Source organism: Paenibacillus mangrovi, assembly GCF_022898935.1.
In the GTDB taxonomy this organism is placed as follows: domain Bacteria; phylum Bacillota; class Bacilli; order Paenibacillales; family Paenibacillaceae; genus Paenibacillus_AQ; species Paenibacillus_AQ mangrovi.
The window spans coordinates 355,568-373,753 of record NZ_JALIRP010000007.1 but is presented as its reverse complement, the minus strand read 5'-3'; the positions used below and the strand labels follow the sequence as shown (position 1 = coordinate 373,753).

The following is an 18,186-nucleotide window of genomic DNA, read 5'->3' as shown; positions in this document are numbered from 1 at the left end:
ATTTTAGTGCCGATACCGGGTATCGATTGGATTAAATCATATTCAAGTAACTCTTCAGCCAGGGTCTCTATCGATTTATTAAGGTCTGCTAGATGATCCTGGTATTGAAGAAGCAATTTGATGAGCAGCTGCATGGAGATCAAATGACTTGGAAAATCCGTCTCCTTAAAGGGATTTCGCCTTGCTGCTGCTACTAAGATTTGAGCGTGCTCCGAACACCATAAAGCAGATCTACCGCGTCCTGTAAGGCGCCCTATTGTTGCTGTAATCTCTTCCACAGTCATATCCAGGACTTCTTTAGACGTTGGATGTAAGGCTAGAAATCGAAGCGAAACTTTCGAATAGAGGTCACCGAACACGCCATGGTATTCAGGAAAAACCTGATCTAGAATAGCCTGGAACTGCAGCTTCACTTGAACATACATACCCGTTAAAGATTCATGCTGACGAGTGAGATAGCGTAAATTCATGAGATGCTGACCTCGTTTTTTGATGGGTTCAAACTCTTCTTTATAGAACAGCGCCCCAAGTTGATAGGCATCAGCAGCATCCGTCTTGACCCGTCTCAAATTAGTTTTTTTTGCTTCATATGAGATTAACGGATTAATGATGATGTACAGATACTGGTGCTCATCAAGAAACTGAACAACAGGGCTATGATAATGTCCTGTTGCCTCCATTACAATGCAAGGGCTCATCTCTGCAGCAGATTCCACTGCTCTAACATAATTAAGAAAAGACGATAATCCTTCTAGATCATGATTAAATCTAAAGATCTTCCCGTGAGGTACTCCACGGTTTAAAAAAGCTTGTGCATGGCTCTCTCCCTTGGACACATCCAAACCAATGACTGGATTCATGACATCACTCCTGTAGTATTTTCACCGGCAACCCCTAACCTTCTTGTCTTCCACACTATCGCATGTGATGCGGGATCAACGTCCCAACCAGTCTAACCATGGTTAAACAAGTAGGGGGGATGAACAGAATAGCTCTCGGGATCCAAGTCCCACGGGCAGAAACGTTCGATCCCCGGCTACCGCTATCTTACGACCACACAAAAATGAGGTCCACCAGAAAGATCTGGTGACCTCATAATACGAACGGGCAGGATAGTTATAATGAGCTACTTGAGGAGAGGGTTTCCTTCTAAGCTAGAAACCACAACTTACGATAAGCACCTGCGATCGAAATCAAGGCGAGGTCTGCTCCGGCCCAATTTTGCTTAATCTTGAAATGTCGCTCTAGTCTTTAATCTAACCAAGTTTGAACTTGAATTTTTATAGTGGTACTTAGGCTAAAAAGGGGACCTTCAAGGTCATTATTCAATGACTGTTGAGATATCCCTTTTTTGCTGTGCAATGATCGAAATGCATTCGTCCCAGATATGAAATGAGCAGGATCGTCAAGAAACCAAGAATTTTCTTGCAAGGTAACATATTTCATTCCTAGTGCATGAACGGGACGAACTGCACCAGTGCAAGTTATCTAAACGTACTACCAACGACGGTAAATCTGAAATACACTTTATCGAATTTTAATCATTTCAGTATCAAACTTTTATTTTTATAAAGGTAGCTTTTAATTTTCAGTGGTTAAGATGAAAGGCAAGGTTATCATCGAAGGATATTCGGGGGGGGGAAAGCTTATGGGAAACAAGATACTGCTGGAAGTACGGGGATTGACGAAAACCTTCGGTTCCAGGACCGTCGTGGATCGTCTGAATCTTCGAATTGAGGAAGGGGATATATACGGGTTCCTCGGCACGAACGGTTCTGGAAAAACAACGACGATCCGCATGATAACGGGTCTCGTCCATCCCGATGCCGGCGAGGTTAGGATTGGCGGGTTTCATTTGAAATCGCAGTTTAAGGCTGCTATCTCTCTTGTAGGCGCCATTGTTGAGAATCCGGCTTTTTACACGTATCTTTCCGCCTATGATAATCTCAAGTTGACGGCGAACCTTTTGCCGTGGGTAACCCGGAAGCGGATCGATGAAGTGCTTGAAATCGCTGGACTGTCCGATCGGGCTAAAGACAAGGTTGGTACTTACTCGCTTGGCATGAAGCAGCGGCTTGGCATTGCGGGTGCACTTCTGAACCGTCCGAAGCTGATCATTCTGGACGAACCTACGAACGGACTGGATCCGCAAGGAATGAAGGGGATCAAGGAGTTGATCGCGCAGCTCGCGGCGGAGCAAGGGATCTCTTTTCTGATTTCAAGCCATCTGCTTCATGAAGTCGAACAAATATGCACCAAGGCAGGGGTTATCAGGAAAGGTAAGCTGATTGCGGAGGGTGAGGTCAGGCAGCTGCTTGCTTCGGGAGAGGAAACAGTAGAGATCGTCACTTCGGAACCGGACAAGGCGGAGCAGCTTCTAAGATCAGCATCCGAGGTCATTTCCGTTTCGCGCTCCCAAGACCAACTCATCGTCCGAACGAACGGCGATTGCTCATTCAAGCTGAATCAACTGCTCATGACGAGCGGCGTTCACATTCGAACCATTAGCCGCAGGCCTCGGACGCTTGAGCAATTCTTTTTCGACATAACGGAAGGAGGTGGCGAGCCGTGATCAGGCTGATCCAAAACGAGTTTTACAAAACATTCAGATTAAAAAAACTTTATATTTTCATGGCTATCCTGGCCGTTCATGCTTGGTTAACCGTTCATTTCTATAACGCAGGCGGGGAATGGAAGTCGGTGATTCTGATGCCTAACGGTCAGTCTCTCCCGCTGACGCTCCTGAACAGCATGGCTCAATTTATGACCGTATTTATTCCCATCTATGTTGCCGACCTGATAACAGGCGAAGTAAAAACCGGCACGTTAAAAATGTCGTTACTGCGTCCAGTCCAGCGAATCGAATGGCTCAATGCCAAAATCGTCTCCTTATTCGTATTCATGACGGTACTGCTTGTTTTCTCCATCGCAGCGGAATGCGCGATCGGAACGCTCGCATTCGGTTGGGGCGAACAAACACTCTATGCCGGATCGCTGTATACGCAGACAGAAGGTGTGTGGTTGACGCTTCGCCTGTCCTTCTCCATGCTCCTGCCGTATATGGCTTGCGGAATGATTGTGATGTTCATTGCCGTATCCGCGACGAACATAAGCACAACGATCGGGTTATCCATCGGCGTGTTGACCGCCACGCAATACTTGAATGCTTTCGAGCAGCTCAAACCTTATTCCATTGTGAACCAAATGTATTTTTTTCATGAATATGTTTATCAGATAAACGGGGAGGCCGCGGCTCAAAACATCGCGGTGATTGCCGGATATATCGCCGTTTTCTATCTCGTCAGCGCAATCATCATAAAGAGAAAAGATTTCATCCTGTAAGGGGGTACGCTCCTTGAGCAAGCTTATCCAATGCGAACTCTTCAAAGTGTTCAGGCAGAAAAAGCTGTATTTGTCCATGCTTATTCTGACCGCTGTGGAAATATCGGCTGTTTTTCAAATATATCGGGAAGCAGCAGGTTTCACTGGCTTCGGGCCTAATGGTCAGTCGTTTCCATTGATCGTACTCCATAACAGCACATTTTTTATCCCTATTTTGATCGCGATCCTGGTGGCCGATTCCATTGCGGAGGAATACCGGAGCGGCAACCTAAAAAATTCGCTTCTTTGCCCGGTAAGCAGGATGGATCTGCTTCATGCCAAAATCGTGTCTATGTTCACCGTTGTGGCGGTTCTGCTTATTTTTCTGGTTCTTTCCTCTTATGTTATCGGGACTCTGGCTTTTGGGTGGGGGGAACGAACAGTTGTCGACGAAATTTTTTATACATTTAGCGAAGGGGTCCGGCTTGTGGCCCAAATCGTTCTGCTATCTGTGCCGCCTAATCTTGCGTTCGGCATGATCGTTATTTTTGTAGCCTTGCTGACGACAAATCCAGGCGGTTCCATCGGAGCAGCTCTCGTGCTTTTAGCTGTTTCTCCGCTTGTCGAGGGAATCCCGCAGGTTAGAGATTTTTTTATCGGTTATCAAATGCGGGTCATTCCCTTTCTTCCTCTACACGATATGGCTGCGATAGACTTGTGGGGCGGTTTGGCCGTCATCATCGTCTATTTTGGTGTTCTATACGCGGGTAGTGTTATGATGATAAGGAAGAAAGATATTTTGATTTAAATGGGGTGAACCTGTGTCGTTTGACAGAATTTTGATCGTGGAAGATGAGAAAGAAATCGCCGAATTGTTAAAAGACTACCTGGTGGAAGAACATTTTGAGGTCATCATCGCCAGCGACGGTCGAGAGGCGATACACCTATACAGAGAATACCGGCCGAAATTGATGATTTTGGATATCATGCTGCCCAAGCTTGACGGAATGGAAGTGTGTCGCACGATCCGATCGGAATCGTCGATACCGATCATCATGCTTAGCGCTAAGAAAAGCGACGTGGATAAAATTATCGGACTAGGGATCGGTGCAGACGATTATGTCGTTAAGCCTTTTAGTCCAGGCGAGATTATCGCAAGGGTCAAGGCGCAGCTCAGAAGGGCCAATCAGCTTTTGTCTCCTGTGGGGACATCGGAAATCGTCCGATATCAAGATCTGGAGCTTAATATTAAGGCTTATGAAGTGACGGTCCGGAATCAACCTGTCCCATTCTCGGCTAAGGAGTTCGATGTGCTTCGTTTTTTTGCCCTTCATCCGAATCAGGTACTGACTCGCGTACAAATTTTTCAGCATGTATGGGGACTCGACGAACGCGGGGACTTGAATACCGTAACCGTTCATATTAAGAAAATCCGGGGAAAAATCGAAGTCGACCCCGCCAATCCGACGATGATCAAAACGGTGTGGGGAGTCGGCTACAAGCTTGACGGTGGTCCGCGATGAAGCTCGGAATTCGCTTCAAGCTGATCGCAACGCTGACCGTGATCATCATCGTTCCTGCTGTTTTGATGAGCATTTCCGGAGTCCGAGAAAAGCATACGGATCCAATCGAAGGGGCTATTGGAATAAACTTCATGTTCCTGATCGGTTTTCTGGCGGTGGCGTTTGTTTTATGCGCTTATCTATTAGCGCTGGTAATCACAAGACGTATCCTCCTGCCGCTTAAGGAATTGAATGCTGCCGCGGAACAGATTATGAATGGCAATTTGGATGTTGAAATTCGAAATCGATACAATGACGAGATGGGCCGTTTCAGTTCCGCTTTCGATGTCATGCGAGCCAGGTTAAAGGAATCTTTGGATCGGCAAGCTGCTTACGAACGGTCCCGCAATGAGCTGATCGCGAATATTTCCCACGATTTACGGACACCGATTACATCCATTCGCGGATACGTCGAAGGTTTGCAGGACGGCATAGCCCGGGATGAGCAGAAGGTCACCCGGTATCTTGCGGTTATCAAAAACAAAACCGATCTGCTTGACCGCTTGATTGAAGATCTGTTTCAATTCTCGCAATTAGAGTCAGGACAACTGGTGATGGACATTTGGGAACTAGACAGCCGAGAGTTCCTCGAAGCGATGATAGCACCATTCGAAATGGAGTTTCATGATGCTTCTGTTGTATTGACTGTCGAACGGCCCTTTCCCTCCAGACCTATTCAAGTCGATAGCGATCGCATGGCGCAGGTGTTTGAAAATATCATCGAAAATGCAAAAAAATATGCCGGTAATCCCGCTGAAATGACAATTTCGACTCGAGACGAAGCGGAATGGATTCGGATTGTGATCAGAGACAATGGGATTGGAATCTCCGAAGAGGATACTCCATACTTGTTCGAACGTTTTTATCGAGGAGAAAAATCGCGTTCCCGTGCGTTCGGGGGAGCCGGATTAGGTCTTGCTATATGCAAACGAATCGTAGAAGAGCATGGAGGTCATATTGGGGTGCAGAGCAAACCGGGGACAGGTGCCGAGTTTTACTTGACATTGCCGGTTATCAAAGAGGATTGAAGAACGGGAGAGGAGTTCATATCGTGTTTCGTTACTACTTTATAGCCTTGTGCGTGATTATTGCGGACCATGCGGCAAAATGGCTTGTGTCGACTTATATGAAAATCGGACAAGAAATCCCCTTAATACCTGGAGTTCTTGGGCTTACATCCATCCGAAACAGAGGGGCTGCTTTTGGCATTTTGCAAGGACAAATCACATTTTTTATTATCGCGACGACCGTTGTCCTTATCGGAATTATGCTCTATTTGCCCAAAGCGCACCGTGAAAAAACGATCTTGCCTTATGGCTTAGCCCTTATATTGGGCGGAGCGCTGGGCAATTTTATTGACCGTGTTTTTAAAGGGGAAGTTGTGGACATGATTCAAGTTCATTTTCTCCACTTCCCTGTTTTTAATGTAGCTGATTCCTTCTTATGCATTGGTGTCATTATTGTGATGATTCATTCTTTGAAAGAGTCACGTAATAAGGATAAAGAATTGAAGGAAGTGGTTAAATAAAAGTTAACGCCAGCAGGTCAATTTTAGTGGTTTTTCGGCTTGAACCATTACACTAGCTGGGAACGTTTGTACAGGGGCTGCTTTTAAGTAAAGAAGAAACTTATTGTAGAGAATCACTGTCTAATAAAGTGGAGGTGTATTGCGATGAGTGAGAGCGAAAAAAGCGATATACAAGAGGATGAATCCCCTACAGTTGCTGAATCACTCAATAATGCAACTGACCACTATCATAAGATTATGGGAATGCCAAACAAAAGAGCGGACCTCAATGCAATGCCAAGATGGCTCAAGTTTTTTTATTAATTCATTGTTTGCATCATTGCTATAGGTTTTTTAATTGGCTTGTACGCCTCGATATTTAAGTGACCATCATTACGCTAACGGGAAACGTTAGTTCAATAAATAACTAAAAGGTTTGTGACATCATGTGGCATCATAATAACTGTAATTTGACTGGAAGGAGAATGGAATTACACCATTATGCCTCTATAAAGGTAGTATATTTTGCTGCAGTCCCTTTCAAATCTTACATAAATTCATCGAACAAACCACCAATTTCAGACACAAAAAACTCCCTATCATCGTTGAAAAAGTTGTTTTTTATATGATACATTTTATCTAGTAAAAAAATGTCAAAACGATTTTACAACACATATGACAAATAGTATTTTTGGATTTAACCGGATAAAAAAGATAAATTTTAAAGGAGGGATAATGAATGCAACTAATTTTACCAACAAGTAGACAGTTATTACATTTAGATCGTGAGTTTTACTGCTTTATCCATTTTTCACTAAATACTTTTACCGACAAAGAGTGGGGGTTTGGAGATGAATCTCCATCTATTTTCAATCCAACACAATTTGATGCAGACCAAATTGTTTCAACAGCAAAAGCTGCTGGCATGAAAGGGCTTATTCTCACATGCAAGCATCATGATGGATTTTGCTTATGGCCAAGTAAATACACCGAGCATAGCGTAAAGAACAGCCCATTTAGAGACGGAAAAGGTGATGTTGTTTTAGAATTGTCGCAAGCTTGTCGACGTGCAGGATTAGAATTTGGTGTTTATTTATCTCCATGGGATAGAAATCACCCTGACTATGGCACCCCAGCTTATATTGACTACTATCGTGCACAGCTAAGAGAGTTGTTAACACAATATGGCGAAATTTTTCAAATTTGGTTTGATGGTGCCAATGGTGGAGACGGTTGGTATGGCGGCGCAAATGAACAGCGCAAAATTGATCCCACTGTTTATTATGACTGGGAAAACACATGGCAAATAGTGAGAGAATTACAACCAAATGCAGTGATATTTTCCGATGTTGGCCCAGATGTTAGATGGGTTGGCAATGAGAGAGGTGTAGCCGGAAACCCTTGTTGGTACACGATTTTTGATAATGGTTGTGCTCCCGGAGTAGCAAATGAACATAATCTAAATTCTGGAAATATAGATGGCGATAAATTTCATATACCAGAGTGCGATGTTTCTATAAGGCCAGGCTGGTTTTACCATGAAACAGAAGATGACCAAGTGAGATCTCTAAAAAATTTGATTGACCTTTACTTTCACTCTGTTGGAAGAGGTGCCACATTTAACCTTAATCTTCCACCAGATCGCCGAGGATTAATTCATGAAAATGATGTGGCTGCACTCAAACAGTTTAAAGCGCATTTTGATGCCACTTTCAATAACAATTTAGCACAAGATGCTACTGTTTCAAATCACAATGAAGATACAGTTTGGTATTTTGACTATGACTTGTCTAAGACAGGCAATTGCAATGTGGTTGAGCTTAGTGAAGATCTAGTTTATGGGCAACGCATTATTAAATGGGAATTGGAAGCATTTTTATATGGAGCATGGCAACCTGTTGTTTCTGCTGAATCAGTAGGACACAAAAGACTTATACGTTTTGCACCTATTTGTGCCACAAAATTCCGAGTTAAAATTACAAATTGCAAAGCTGAACCAATGCTTTGCGGATTCGGTTTATTCTTTGAGCCATCAATTGATACCGATGACAAAAAAGTTGAAACTGAGTATGTTAAACCTGATAAAGCAGAAAAAGTTGATTCTCGCACCATTGTATTAAGTTTTAATAATCCAACAAATATTCGTGGAATTAAATATTTACCAAAAATTGATAATGTAGTTTCTAAATATCATATTATCTTTGCAGATGAAAGTGGCAAAGCTGTAAAAGAATGTAGCGGAGAATTTGGCAATATGTTAAATAATCCATGGCCTCAAGATGTATTTTGTGCTGGTGTTTTTTCTAGTATAACTTTCAAGGTTGTAGACTTTTGCGTTGGCAGCGTTATGAGTGTTGATGATGTTGCAATTTTAAAGTAAGAAGTTTTAACCAAGCATACTACCACGGGGATAAATTGAACTGCACCCCATTTGTTAGACACCATCTAACAAGTGGGGTGTATTTTTGTGGGGGAGTTTACTGAAGAGGAGAAGCATCAAGCCGTACAAGCCTATAAAAACGGCAAGGAGCCCACGGGGGATAGAGCGCGCATCGGTGTGAACCACAAAGCTGTTGAAAAATGAGTAGCCCTTTGGCTGTGGTCTTAATTTTTATGCCTATGACCCAGATGGAAATAAACTCGATATATGGGGCGGCTGGCCCAAGTAATTTGTCATTCAACTCCCTCGGTACGATTTAGTTTTCTCACGAATACTCGCTTATGCGCAGGATTTCGCCCTTGCCAGAAATACGGAAAGATAGTTAGAGAAAGCTAGTTGAAGACCAGGATAATATGAAGGTGCGAGGAAATAAAGGGGGAGGTTAGAACCCCGTATTCTTCCATTTGCTGCACGCATTCTCCACGCTAAAATGATTCATAAGATTTTATTTCCGTGACAGTCCTGTGACATAGAAGAACTATAATGTGTCTACAAACCTAAGGAGGTTATAAACATGAAGCAGCTCTTATTAGAGAAAGGTAACCCGCACGAAAAGAAAAAATGGTGGCAACGACAGATGTTGCTGATCAGTTGGATGGTGGCAATCGTCTTGACAGCCTCACCATTGACGGGCTTCGCGCAGCCATGTTCGACGAAGAGCTATCCGTTAATAATAAGAGCGATGATTAATGGTAGCCTTCAATGTGGTGGTTCCCTTTTAGAGAAGAATCAACATTTGGATTATTTAAACGGGAATAATAGCGGAATCAAGGTTGCCAAATGGCAGCCGTTTATTTCGTTCGCTCCGCTAACGGGCAGATTAGTTTCAAGATTACTGTGGTGAACCGTATATTAGAAATGGCTAAAGACCCCTCGATAAAGGGGTCTTTATGCTGGGATGGCATTTAGAAATTGAAATCAGAAAGAGTTGATACGCAGCAAAATTCTACCGCGGCCATGTTTTGCTTCGCTTTTCTCATGCGCTTTGTTAGTTTGGCTTAGCGGGAATATGGAATCGATCTCTGCTTTGATCGTACCGTCGGCAATTAATTGTGCTATTGTCTGCAGATTCGCTTTAGTTGGAAACTTGGTGTTGAATTTAGCAGTAATGCCATGCTTTTGAGCGATCTCTTGGGATGGAGGTTGCGTCAAAGAGACGAGAATTCCGCCCTTCTTCAGAACTGCCCATGATCGATTCTCGGTATCTCCTCCAACGGAATCGACAACCAGATCCACTTCTTTGACAACATCTTCGAAAGCCGTCGTGGTATAATCGATGACTTGGTCCGCACCCAAAGACTTAACGAAGTCGATGTTAGAGGTTGAAGCGGTGCCTATCACATGGGCTCCCTTCCATTTGGCCAACTGAACGGCGAATTGACCTACGCCGCCAGCGGCGGCATGAATGAGGACAGTTTGACCGGCTTCCAGCTCTCCTTCGGTAAACAAGGCTTTCCACGCTGTCTCGGCGCCGGCCCTGATCGTGGCTGCATCCTCGAAAGAAAGACCGTCCGGCATTTTCACCAGTTCATTCACCGGCGCAATGCCATACTCCGCATCGGCTCCATTTACGATTCCGAAGACGCGATCGCCAGCAGTAAATTCAGTCACTTCCGAACCTGCCGATTCGACGATGCCGGATGCGTAAAACCCTGGAATGTAGGGAAGTGTCTTTGGGAAAACGGCCTGCACCAATCCATTGCGAATTTTCCAGTCGAGAGGGATAACAGTTGCATAATGGATTTTGACAAGTACTTCTCCTGCATGAAAGGCAGAACAGTTTAAAGTAAGTGATGTAAAAAAATGGATTTACATTTATTGGGATATTTATTATAATTGTGTGTGCAAGCAACTTTAATTACTTTTACCCAGAAAGAAGGCAGAAAAATGCTTGAGATATTTTTCAAAGAATGTCTGTATTTTACCGCGAGTCGTCTTAGCAGGGTCATTACCAATATGGCGGAAAGGGAATTTGCAACCATAGGATTGTCGCCAACTTCTGCATTTTTGCTGATGGCCGTGTATGAAAAAGAAAGTATTTCGCAAAAAGAGATCGCGCAGATTCTTCACCTCCAGCCTTCAACGGTGACTCGATTAATCGAAAAGCTTATTGCTAAAGGCGTGATCGTTAACCGTGTGGAAGGGAGGATGTCGCTAATATCGTCGACAGAGAAAGGCAGAGCATTAGTAGATGAGATTCAACGGTGCTGGACGAATCTTCGCAGCAATTACAATGATATTTTGGGTGAAAAGAAAGGAGATGAATTAACTTTACAGATCTTTGAGGCAAGTGAACAATTGGAGTTTATTGAAAAAGGCTAGGTTCTTCAATAAAAAATTGTATGTGCAAACAATTACGAGGAGGATGTTTATGAATATTCGTACAGGGGAAAAGTTTTTGGTTCTAGGCGGTACAGGGAAGACAGGACGTCGTGTGGCGGAAAGATTGACTGGTCAAGGATTGCCAGTTCGCATCGGGTCTCGTTCCGGTGAAGTGCCTTTTGATTGGGAGAACCCGTCTACATGGGAAGCGGCTCTTCACGATGTTAGAGCAGTCTATATCACTTACTACCCAGATCTGGCTGTGCCAGGGGCAGCCGATGCAATTGGTTCTTTCGCCAGATTGGCAGTGGAAAACGGGATAAAGCGGCTGGTACTCTTATCAGGCCGAGGTGAGGAAGAAGCACAGCTTAGTGAGCTGGCACTGCAGAACTCAGGGGCTGAATGGACGATCCTGCGGGCGAGCTGGTTCAGCCAAAACTTCAGTGAGAACTTCTTGCTCGACTCTGTACTGAGCGGTACGGTCGCCTTGCCGGTAGGCGATGTGAAGGAGCCGTTTATCGATGCGGATGACATTGCGGATGTCGCCGTTGCGGCACTTTCCGATGATCGTCATATCGGCAAGCTTTACGAGTTGACTGGGCCGCGTTTGCTGACCTTCGCGGAAGCAGTTAGGGAGATTGCTAATGCGAGCGGGCAGGATGTTAGGTATGTGCAAATTTCCGCGGAGTCGTTTACGTCAGCGCTGACGCAGGAAGGTTTACCGGAAGATGTTATATCACTGCTGAACTATTTATTCATTCAAGTGTTGGACGGTCGTAACGCGCATCTGACGGATGGTGTTCAGGTATCTCTTGGTCGTGAACCGCTTGATTTTGCTGACTATGCGAAGAAAGTGGCCGCTGCTGGCATCTGGGGAGCCACGCAGAAATGAAAGATTTTCTAACTTTGTTAACTTTTTCTTCGGCACTGGGGTCCGGATTGATTGCCGGAATATTCTTCGCCTTCTCGGCATTCGTGATGACAGCTCTCTCCCGCATCCCTGCAGCACAAGGGATTAATGCCATGCAATCCATTAATGTCGTCGTGCTCAATTTTTGGTTTAGTTTCGTATTTTTCGGAACAGCTTTAGCAAGTGTTGTACTCACGATCGTCTCTCTCGCTAGATGGAGTCAGACAGGATCGAAGGCTCTGTTCATCGGCAGTCTTTTATATCTAATCAGCTTTATGGTAACGGCAGTACTCAATGTGCCATTGAATGATGCGCTCGCCGCCGTTGATCCAGGCAGTACAGCTGGGGCTGACCTCTGGTCGCGTTATGTCGTCAGTTGGACAGCATGGAATACTGTACGTACGCTTGCATCCTTAGCTGCACTTGCTTCTTTCATCATTGCGCTCATATCGGCAGCTCGCGGTTAAGCGATTTCGAAAATAGGAAAAAAAGATAAACGGTTCTTTCGCAAATGAAGCGAATGGTGTTAAAAGAAAATAAACCATTAACAGACTAGGAAAATAAAGCTGTAGGTGTAGACTGAGAAAATATAGTATTTTCTTAGTGCTTAGGCTAGGATAAGGCACCTTTTAAAGCACTACATGCTACCCGCGTATGTTCTTTAATTAATTGGAAATGAAATATAATGAAGAGGACGTAGCCCACGCAAAGGCGCGGGAGCGTCCTTCTTTGTTGAGCTAACGGGACACCGATAGTTAAATAGTAACAAGAAGGCAGCCGATTATCGATCGGTTGCTTTTTTTCGTTATACTAACTGGCAGGTTAGTGATGGTGGCTACCGCCAAAAGTCTTGGTTATCCATACTGAAAATGGACAACACTTATAGTTGAATATCATTGCACACGGGGGGTATTTCTTCATGAAATTTGAGCTTGGACGCTGCTTGCTGCATGAACGACTTCTGGAATCCAGAAAAACAGTGGAATCGCTGGCAAAAGAATTGCTTCTTAAACCGGAACGAATTTCCGACTTTATGGATAACAAAAGAGTCATGCCGCTCAAAATCGCCATATCGATCGCCGACTCCATCGGTTGCGATGTACGCGCCCTGTATGAATTAATTCCGCTAGTACCGATATCAAAATAACAAGAACCTGCTCCAGGTGCGGGTTCTTGTCATGTAGGAAAGCATGAATCAGTACAAGCTAATCAACTTTGATCCTAAGATGGCGACCGTTAATCTGGGTGTATCGAAATACGCACCCTTCCATGTCAAACGGTTCACTACATAGCCGAGCGTATCTGCATTTGTAGGTCCTATAATACGCTGCGTCGCAAGCAAGTCGTAGCGCGTGTTTTTTTTCATTGGACACGATCGGTGACAGGCTCCCCAGAGTCATTTATCAATAAAGAAAGATGACTAGATTTGCTTTGATGTTTAAACTGTCGGGACACTATAGCTTAATAAATAACTAAGCGGCTGCCGGCATAGATCTGCAGCCGCGTTGCGCTAACTGGCAGGCTAACGGAATGGGACCGCAGTTGAAAGCCTCATCAGATCTATGGACACGCTGTCCCCGAACCTGCTTCGGCTTGAAGATGGGAACGGGATATCGTTTACATGATCACCTGTAACGAAAATAAAGAAAGATGCTATGCCGAATACGAAAAAAAGAAGTCGACCATTTCATTGGTCGACCTCTAATTTTTCTATTGCGCGGTCAAAATTTGTGGACCTTCAGCCGTGATGGCGATCGTATGCTCGTATTGGGCGGCGAGCTTGTTATCCATCGTCCGTGCGGTCCAGCCGTCCGGATCGATTGTCATGAAGTAGGTGCCTTCGGTGATCATGGGCTCAATCGTGAACACCATACCTTCCTTGATACGGAGGCCTTTTCCAGGCTTGCCGACATGCATATAAGTCGGCTCCTCGTGCAGGTCGCGGCCGATGCCATGGGCGAGAAGGTCGCGCACGACGCCGAAACCGTGTGATTCCGCATGCCGCTGAATCGCGCTCGTCACGTCGCCGAGTCGATTGCCGGGCTGCGCCTGCTCGATGCCCAGGTCAAGACATTCCTTCGTGACACGCATCAACTTCTCGGCCGTCGGCGAGATCTGCCCGACCGCATAACTCCAGGCCGAATCGCCGAGCCAGCCATCGAGCTCAGCGACCGTGTCGATCGTCACGATATCGCCTTCCTCAAGTGGCTTATTGCTAGGGAAGCCATGTGCGATCACATCGTTGGCGGAGGCACAGGTCGCATATTGATAGCCCTTATAGCCTTTCTGGTATGGCTTTGCGCCGTGCTTCAACATAATGTCCTCGAATATGCGCTCAATCTCGTTGGTGGTAATACCCGGTTTGATAAGCGGTGCGATTGTACGATGGCATTCAGCCACCACTTGGCATGCCTTGCGGATAGCCTCAATTTCATGCTTGCTTTTTAAAATGACCATGTTCGTATCAGGACTCCTTCGTAATAGCTTGCATAGCGAGTCGGGCGATTCGATCGACGTCCAGGTCGGAATTGCCCGCATAGTAGTGCAGCCCACAGCAACCGACCAGCACGGCAAGCATATGGTCGACGCTGTCATCTTCGCACTGGGCGATCGATTGGAGTGGAACGTACAGCCGTTCCATAAATTTTCTTTTGGCGTGGTGTCGATCCCTTTCAGGCAAGCCTGCATAATGTTCCGCCGCCATTTTGTAGACGAGATATGCGCGGGCGTCCGACTGCCACAGCCGGAGCAGCGCTTTACAATACATTAACAACTGCCAGTCATCCGGGGGGCTGCCGCTGATGTTCGCCCATTTTGCGATAACTTGCTCGCATCGCTCGAAGCCGCTTCCTAACACATCTTCTATTAATAAATGCCGGTTGGGGTAATAATGGTATACTGTGCCGTAACCAAGCCCTGCCTCGCGGGCGACGTCGCGAATATCAAAGCTGCCGCCCGTGCGAAAGTAGGAGCGCGCGGCGACGTCCAGAATCTGTTCTCTGCGCTGGATGCGTATGAGCTCATTTTGTTCTTTGGTACGGGGGCTCATAGCGTGTTAACCTCCTTATATAGACCTGCAAATTTGTCAATATAAAAATTGTAACGCATGGGGTGGAGAAATGCAAAAGATTTGTTGGTGTTCGATAAAATGAAGTACTGAACAATAAAGAACTGACCGTAATAATAAAGTTGTAGACTGAGCGTTGGCGTTAACCTAAGGGGAAACGATAGCATCAATAATCCGCCTTTTCACTAAGGCGGTTTTCTTATGGTCAAATATCAACATTTGGATTTAACATAGCTTTTATTTTATATGAATAATTGGTGGCTTATCTCTCATAAAATATTATATTTCGAAAGTTTTGGGCCGCTATCGCATATTCCTACTTAATTTATATTGAAAAGCCATGACGCAAAGGAGGATTAAGCATGAAACGGAATCAGCCGTCTTTTGCTCAGAGAATACGTCTTCGACCTATTGTTCTTACCGCTATTGTTCCTCTGATCCTGATTGCTTGCAGCCTTTACTTCTTGAATATTCCTGAGCCGGTCGATCGCGTTGTCGAAGCGGATGCGGTACTGAATGGAGTGGTTCAACAAGAAAATGAAGCGCCTTACGAAGAGAGCAAAAACGAGATGTTCACACATCAGAAAGAGCCGGAAAAACCGCTTCAAGTCAACGAAGACAAGGAGACAACGACTCCAGCGGTGAAATTCCAAAAGCCGGCAACGGTTTCGACACACTATGAAGGCAAAGGCATTACCGCCATCGGGGATTCCGTTATGCTGGACGCGGCGCCCCTTTTGGAAAAAAAGCTTCCCGGCATCGTCGTGGACGGCAAGGTCGGCCGACAGATGCGTCAGGCAGCGGATGTAGTCGAACGCTTGAAAGCCCAAGGGCGATTAGGGGACCGAATTATCATCGAACTGGGAACCAACGGGTCTTTTAACAAGAAGCTATTACGGAATCTGCTTCATTCGCTCGGAGAGGACAAGCAGATCATTTTGGTAAATACGCGTGTACCTCGAAAATGGCAGGATACCGTTAATCGTGATATTTCAGAAGTTTCTAATGAATTCGGCAATGCAACGGTAGTAGACTGGTATGCGGCAAGTGAAGGCCGTATGCGAAGACCGGTAAAGGGGATGCCCTGTGCCGGTCTTTTTCTGTATTAATAAGAATGGGGTTGATTTAATCTTTGGATAGACTATACTGTATAAAGCGGACAATTAATATCCAGGTTATATCTAATGAGGTAAGGTGAAACGATTTATGCACATGAAAACGGGTGTTGAGCAATCCGTATATGCCATTCTGTTACTGAACATGCTACCCGAAAAGGCCGTTTTACCAGGTGAAGTGATCAGCCAGCAGCTCGGGGTATCCGCTACCTATTTTCAAAAACTGTTAAGAAAACTGGTCAGTGCGGATCTCATCACTTCCGTACCCGGCATGAAAGGCGGATTCAAGCTGAAAAAGCGAATCGAGGATATTCGGATCTTCGATGTTTACCTCGCTATAGAAGGACAACAGACCCTATACTCCTCCAGCGGAATCTTGAACGATATGCTTGAATTATGTGAAGAGGACCGATGCTGTCTATTATCCGATCTGATGCAGGAAGCGGAAGACGCCTATAAATCCGTTCTGAAACGAGAAACGGTCGCATATTTAGCGGAAGAAATGAAGGCGGGCCGTTTTGCGCATAAATTGGAAACATTGCAAGCATGGGTAAAAGATAAAATGGTCTTTTAATCATTCCTTTTTAAAGTCGAAAATAACGTATAGAAACGAGGTCATAAGATGATCCCAATGTTGGCGCGGATTAATGAATTAGCCAAAAAAGAACGTGAAGAAGGATTAACCAATGCGGAGCGCGTGGAACAGCAGGTGCTGCGCGAAGATTACCTCCGTGAGATCCGCGGGCAGGTGCTCAAATCCTTTTCGGGACTTAAGGTCGTAGATCCCTTGGGAAATGATGTGACTCCCGAAAAAATCCGTATCAAACAGAATGAAGAAGCCCGCAAGCTCCTTCACTAAGAGCGAGGTACAGCATATGGAAACTAGTAAAACCAATAAACAGCTTAAGGATATCACCTATTCCGTCCTTGATCTGGCGCCAATCACGGTTGGCAGTACGCCAGGAGAGGCGTTCAAACATACACTGGATTTGGCGCAGCATGTAGAGAAGTGTGGGTATCACCGTTTCTGGCTGGCTGAGCATCATAATATGCCGGGAGTCGGGAGCTCTGCTACTTCTGTCGTGATCGGATATGTCGCAGGCGGAACAAGCAAAATCCGGGTTGGCTCCGGTGGCATTATGCTGCCCAATCATTCGCCGCTTGTCATCGCCGAGCAGTTCGGCACGCTTGAGGCTATGTATCCCGGTCGGATCGATCTCGGGCTTGGCCGCGCTCCAGGCAGCGATCAGCTGACAGCCATGGCTCTTCGGCGTGACGTAAGGGCTAACGGACAGGAGTTCCCGGAACAATTGGAACAGCTTAGATCCTATCTAGATCCGGATTCGAGGTTTAACCGCGTACGGGCGATTCCTGGTGAGGGACAGAATATTCCCATCTGGCTTCTCGGATCAAGCGGCTTCAGTTCTGCGCTTGCTGCGAAGCTGGGGCTTCCGTTTTCTTTTGCAAGCCATTTTGCGCCGGAGTATACGGTACCAGCTTTGACTCAATACCGTAATAACTTCCAGCCATCCAGCGTATTGGATCAGCCGTATACGATGGTTGGCGTCAATGTGTTCGCGGCAGATACGACGGAGGAGGCAGAATATCTTGCAACCTCCTATCAGCAGCAGTTTCTGAGCTTAATCCGCAACAATCCGGGTCAGATGCCTGCGCCGGTCAAATCCATGGAAGGTCTGTGGACCGAACAGGAAAAAATTATCATCATGAATCAGTTGAAAACTTCGATTATAGGAAGTCCGGATGAGGTGAAGAAGAAGCTGCAAGCCTTTTTGGACGAAACTCAGGTGGATGAGATGATTATTAACTCTGCAATCTATGATCACAGCGCCAGACTGCGTTCTTATGAAATCGTAGCTGAGATAACAGGAATGAAACAATAATATCTTTTGAGTTTTAATACAAATAACAAGATCGGTAATGG

Annotated in this window: 21 protein-coding genes; 17 read left to right on the top strand and 4 right to left on the bottom strand. The window is 45.4% G+C overall.

Features of this window, described 5'->3' with window-relative positions; all coding sequences use genetic code 11:
• Positions 1-860: IS110 family transposase (locus MUG84_RS18780; RefSeq protein WP_244727582.1), on the bottom strand; the 860-nt coding region annotated here is incomplete at its 3' end.
• Between the two features lie 788 nt (positions 861-1,648).
• Between MUG84_RS18780 and MUG84_RS18775 the strand changes: the two genes are divergently transcribed.
• From MUG84_RS18775 to MUG84_RS18735, 9 genes are all read left to right on the top strand, one after another.
• The gene (locus MUG84_RS18775) at positions 1,649-2,572 is read left to right on the top strand and encodes an ABC transporter ATP-binding protein (protein WP_244727580.1); all 924 of its coding nucleotides are present in this window, start codon (positions 1,649-1,651) and stop codon (positions 2,570-2,572) included.
• Positions 2,569-3,342 carry an ABC transporter permease gene (locus MUG84_RS18770; protein WP_244727578.1) on the top strand — a complete coding sequence of 258 codons (774 nt, stop codon included), beginning with the start codon at positions 2,569-2,571 and terminating at the stop codon, positions 3,340-3,342. Before MUG84_RS18775 ends, MUG84_RS18770 begins: the two co-directional genes overlap by 4 nt.
• A 13-nt stretch (positions 3,343-3,355) precedes the next feature.
• A complete protein-coding gene (locus MUG84_RS18765) occupies positions 3,356-4,129 on the top strand; it encodes an ABC transporter permease (protein WP_244727576.1) in 774 nt (257 codons plus the stop codon).
• A gap of 13 nt (positions 4,130-4,142) precedes the next feature.
• The gene (locus MUG84_RS18760; RefSeq protein ID WP_244727574.1) at positions 4,143-4,844 is read left to right on the top strand and encodes a response regulator transcription factor; all 702 of its coding nucleotides are present in this window, start codon (positions 4,143-4,145) and stop codon (positions 4,842-4,844) included.
• A complete protein-coding gene (locus MUG84_RS18755; RefSeq protein ID WP_244727572.1) occupies positions 4,841-5,911 on the top strand; it encodes a sensor histidine kinase in 1,071 nt (356 codons plus the stop codon). The genes MUG84_RS18760 and MUG84_RS18755 overlap by 4 nt, the downstream gene beginning before the upstream one ends.
• A gap of 23 nt (positions 5,912-5,934) precedes the next feature.
• Positions 5,935-6,411 carry a signal peptidase II gene (lspA, locus tag MUG84_RS18750; RefSeq protein WP_244727569.1) on the top strand — a complete coding sequence of 159 codons (477 nt, stop codon included), beginning with the start codon at positions 5,935-5,937 and terminating at the stop codon, positions 6,409-6,411.
• 144 nt (positions 6,412-6,555) lie between these two features.
• A complete protein-coding gene (locus MUG84_RS18745; protein ID WP_244727567.1) occupies positions 6,556-6,714 on the top strand; it encodes a hypothetical protein in 159 nt (52 codons plus the stop codon).
• Between the two features lie 415 nt (positions 6,715-7,129).
• Positions 7,130-8,770: an alpha-L-fucosidase gene (locus tag MUG84_RS18740; protein WP_244727565.1), complete on the top strand. Its 1,641-nt coding sequence runs from the start codon at positions 7,130-7,132 to the stop codon at positions 8,768-8,770.
• 574 nt (positions 8,771-9,344) lie between these two features.
• Positions 9,345-9,674, top strand: coding sequence for a hypothetical protein (locus tag MUG84_RS18735; RefSeq protein WP_244727563.1), 330 nt, complete (start codon positions 9,345-9,347; stop codon positions 9,672-9,674).
• Positions 9,675-9,748: 74 nt separating this feature from the next.
• Here MUG84_RS18735 and MUG84_RS18730 read toward each other — a convergent pair whose 3' ends face one another.
• A complete protein-coding gene (locus tag MUG84_RS18730; protein ID WP_342346131.1) occupies positions 9,749-10,639 on the bottom strand; it encodes an NADP-dependent oxidoreductase in 891 nt (296 codons plus the stop codon).
• Positions 10,640-10,717: 78 nt separating this feature from the next.
• Here MUG84_RS18730 and MUG84_RS18720 point away from each other — a divergent pair, with 78 nt between their 5' ends.
• The 4 genes from MUG84_RS18720 to MUG84_RS18705 all read left to right on the top strand — a co-directional run bounded on the left by MUG84_RS18720 (position 10,718) and on the right by MUG84_RS18705 (position 13,209).
• Entirely contained in the window at positions 10,718-11,152 is a 435-nt protein-coding gene (locus tag MUG84_RS18720; protein WP_244727559.1) for a MarR family winged helix-turn-helix transcriptional regulator, read from the top strand.
• 49 nt (positions 11,153-11,201) lie between these two features.
• Positions 11,202-12,044, top strand: a complete 843-nt coding sequence (locus MUG84_RS18715) for an SDR family oxidoreductase (RefSeq protein WP_244727556.1) — start codon at positions 11,202-11,204, stop codon at positions 12,042-12,044.
• Positions 12,041-12,529, top strand: coding sequence for an anthrone oxygenase family protein (locus MUG84_RS18710; protein WP_244727554.1), 489 nt, complete (start codon positions 12,041-12,043; stop codon positions 12,527-12,529). The genes MUG84_RS18715 and MUG84_RS18710 overlap by 4 nt, the downstream gene beginning before the upstream one ends.
• 452 nt (positions 12,530-12,981) lie before the next feature.
• Positions 12,982-13,209 (top strand): XRE family transcriptional regulator, encoded by a 228-nt coding sequence (locus MUG84_RS18705; protein WP_244727552.1) that lies wholly within the window; start codon positions 12,982-12,984, stop codon positions 13,207-13,209.
• A 563-nt stretch (positions 13,210-13,772) separates the two neighbouring features.
• Here MUG84_RS18705 and map read toward each other — a convergent pair.
• Both map and MUG84_RS18695 read right to left on the bottom strand, forming a co-directional pair.
• The gene (gene map / locus MUG84_RS18700) at positions 13,773-14,519 is read right to left on the bottom strand and encodes a type I methionyl aminopeptidase (RefSeq protein ID WP_244727549.1); all 747 of its coding nucleotides are present in this window, start codon (positions 14,517-14,519) and stop codon (positions 13,773-13,775) included.
• A gap of 7 nt (positions 14,520-14,526) precedes the next feature.
• The gene (locus tag MUG84_RS18695) at positions 14,527-15,111 is read right to left on the bottom strand and encodes a TetR/AcrR family transcriptional regulator (protein ID WP_244727547.1); all 585 of its coding nucleotides are present in this window, start codon (positions 15,109-15,111) and stop codon (positions 14,527-14,529) included.
• Between the two features lie 380 nt (positions 15,112-15,491).
• Here MUG84_RS18695 and MUG84_RS18690 point away from each other — a divergent pair, with 380 nt between their 5' ends.
• The 4 genes from MUG84_RS18690 (at position 15,492) to MUG84_RS18675 (ending at position 18,145) form a co-directional block, all read left to right on the top strand.
• Positions 15,492-16,238: an SGNH/GDSL hydrolase family protein gene (locus MUG84_RS18690; protein WP_244727545.1), complete on the top strand. Its 747-nt coding sequence runs from the start codon at positions 15,492-15,494 to the stop codon at positions 16,236-16,238.
• 97 nt (positions 16,239-16,335) lie between these two features.
• Positions 16,336-16,818, top strand: a complete 483-nt coding sequence (locus MUG84_RS18685) for an RrF2 family transcriptional regulator (protein ID WP_244727543.1) — start codon at positions 16,336-16,338, stop codon at positions 16,816-16,818.
• A gap of 48 nt (positions 16,819-16,866) precedes the next feature.
• Positions 16,867-17,103 carry a DUF896 domain-containing protein gene (locus tag MUG84_RS18680; protein ID WP_244727541.1) on the top strand — a complete coding sequence of 79 codons (237 nt, stop codon included), beginning with the start codon at positions 16,867-16,869 and terminating at the stop codon, positions 17,101-17,103.
• 16 nt (positions 17,104-17,119) lie between these two features.
• Positions 17,120-18,145 (top strand): LLM class flavin-dependent oxidoreductase, encoded by a 1,026-nt coding sequence (locus tag MUG84_RS18675; protein WP_244727539.1) that lies wholly within the window; start codon positions 17,120-17,122, stop codon positions 18,143-18,145.
• The last annotated feature ends 41 nt before the right edge of the window (positions 18,146-18,186 follow it).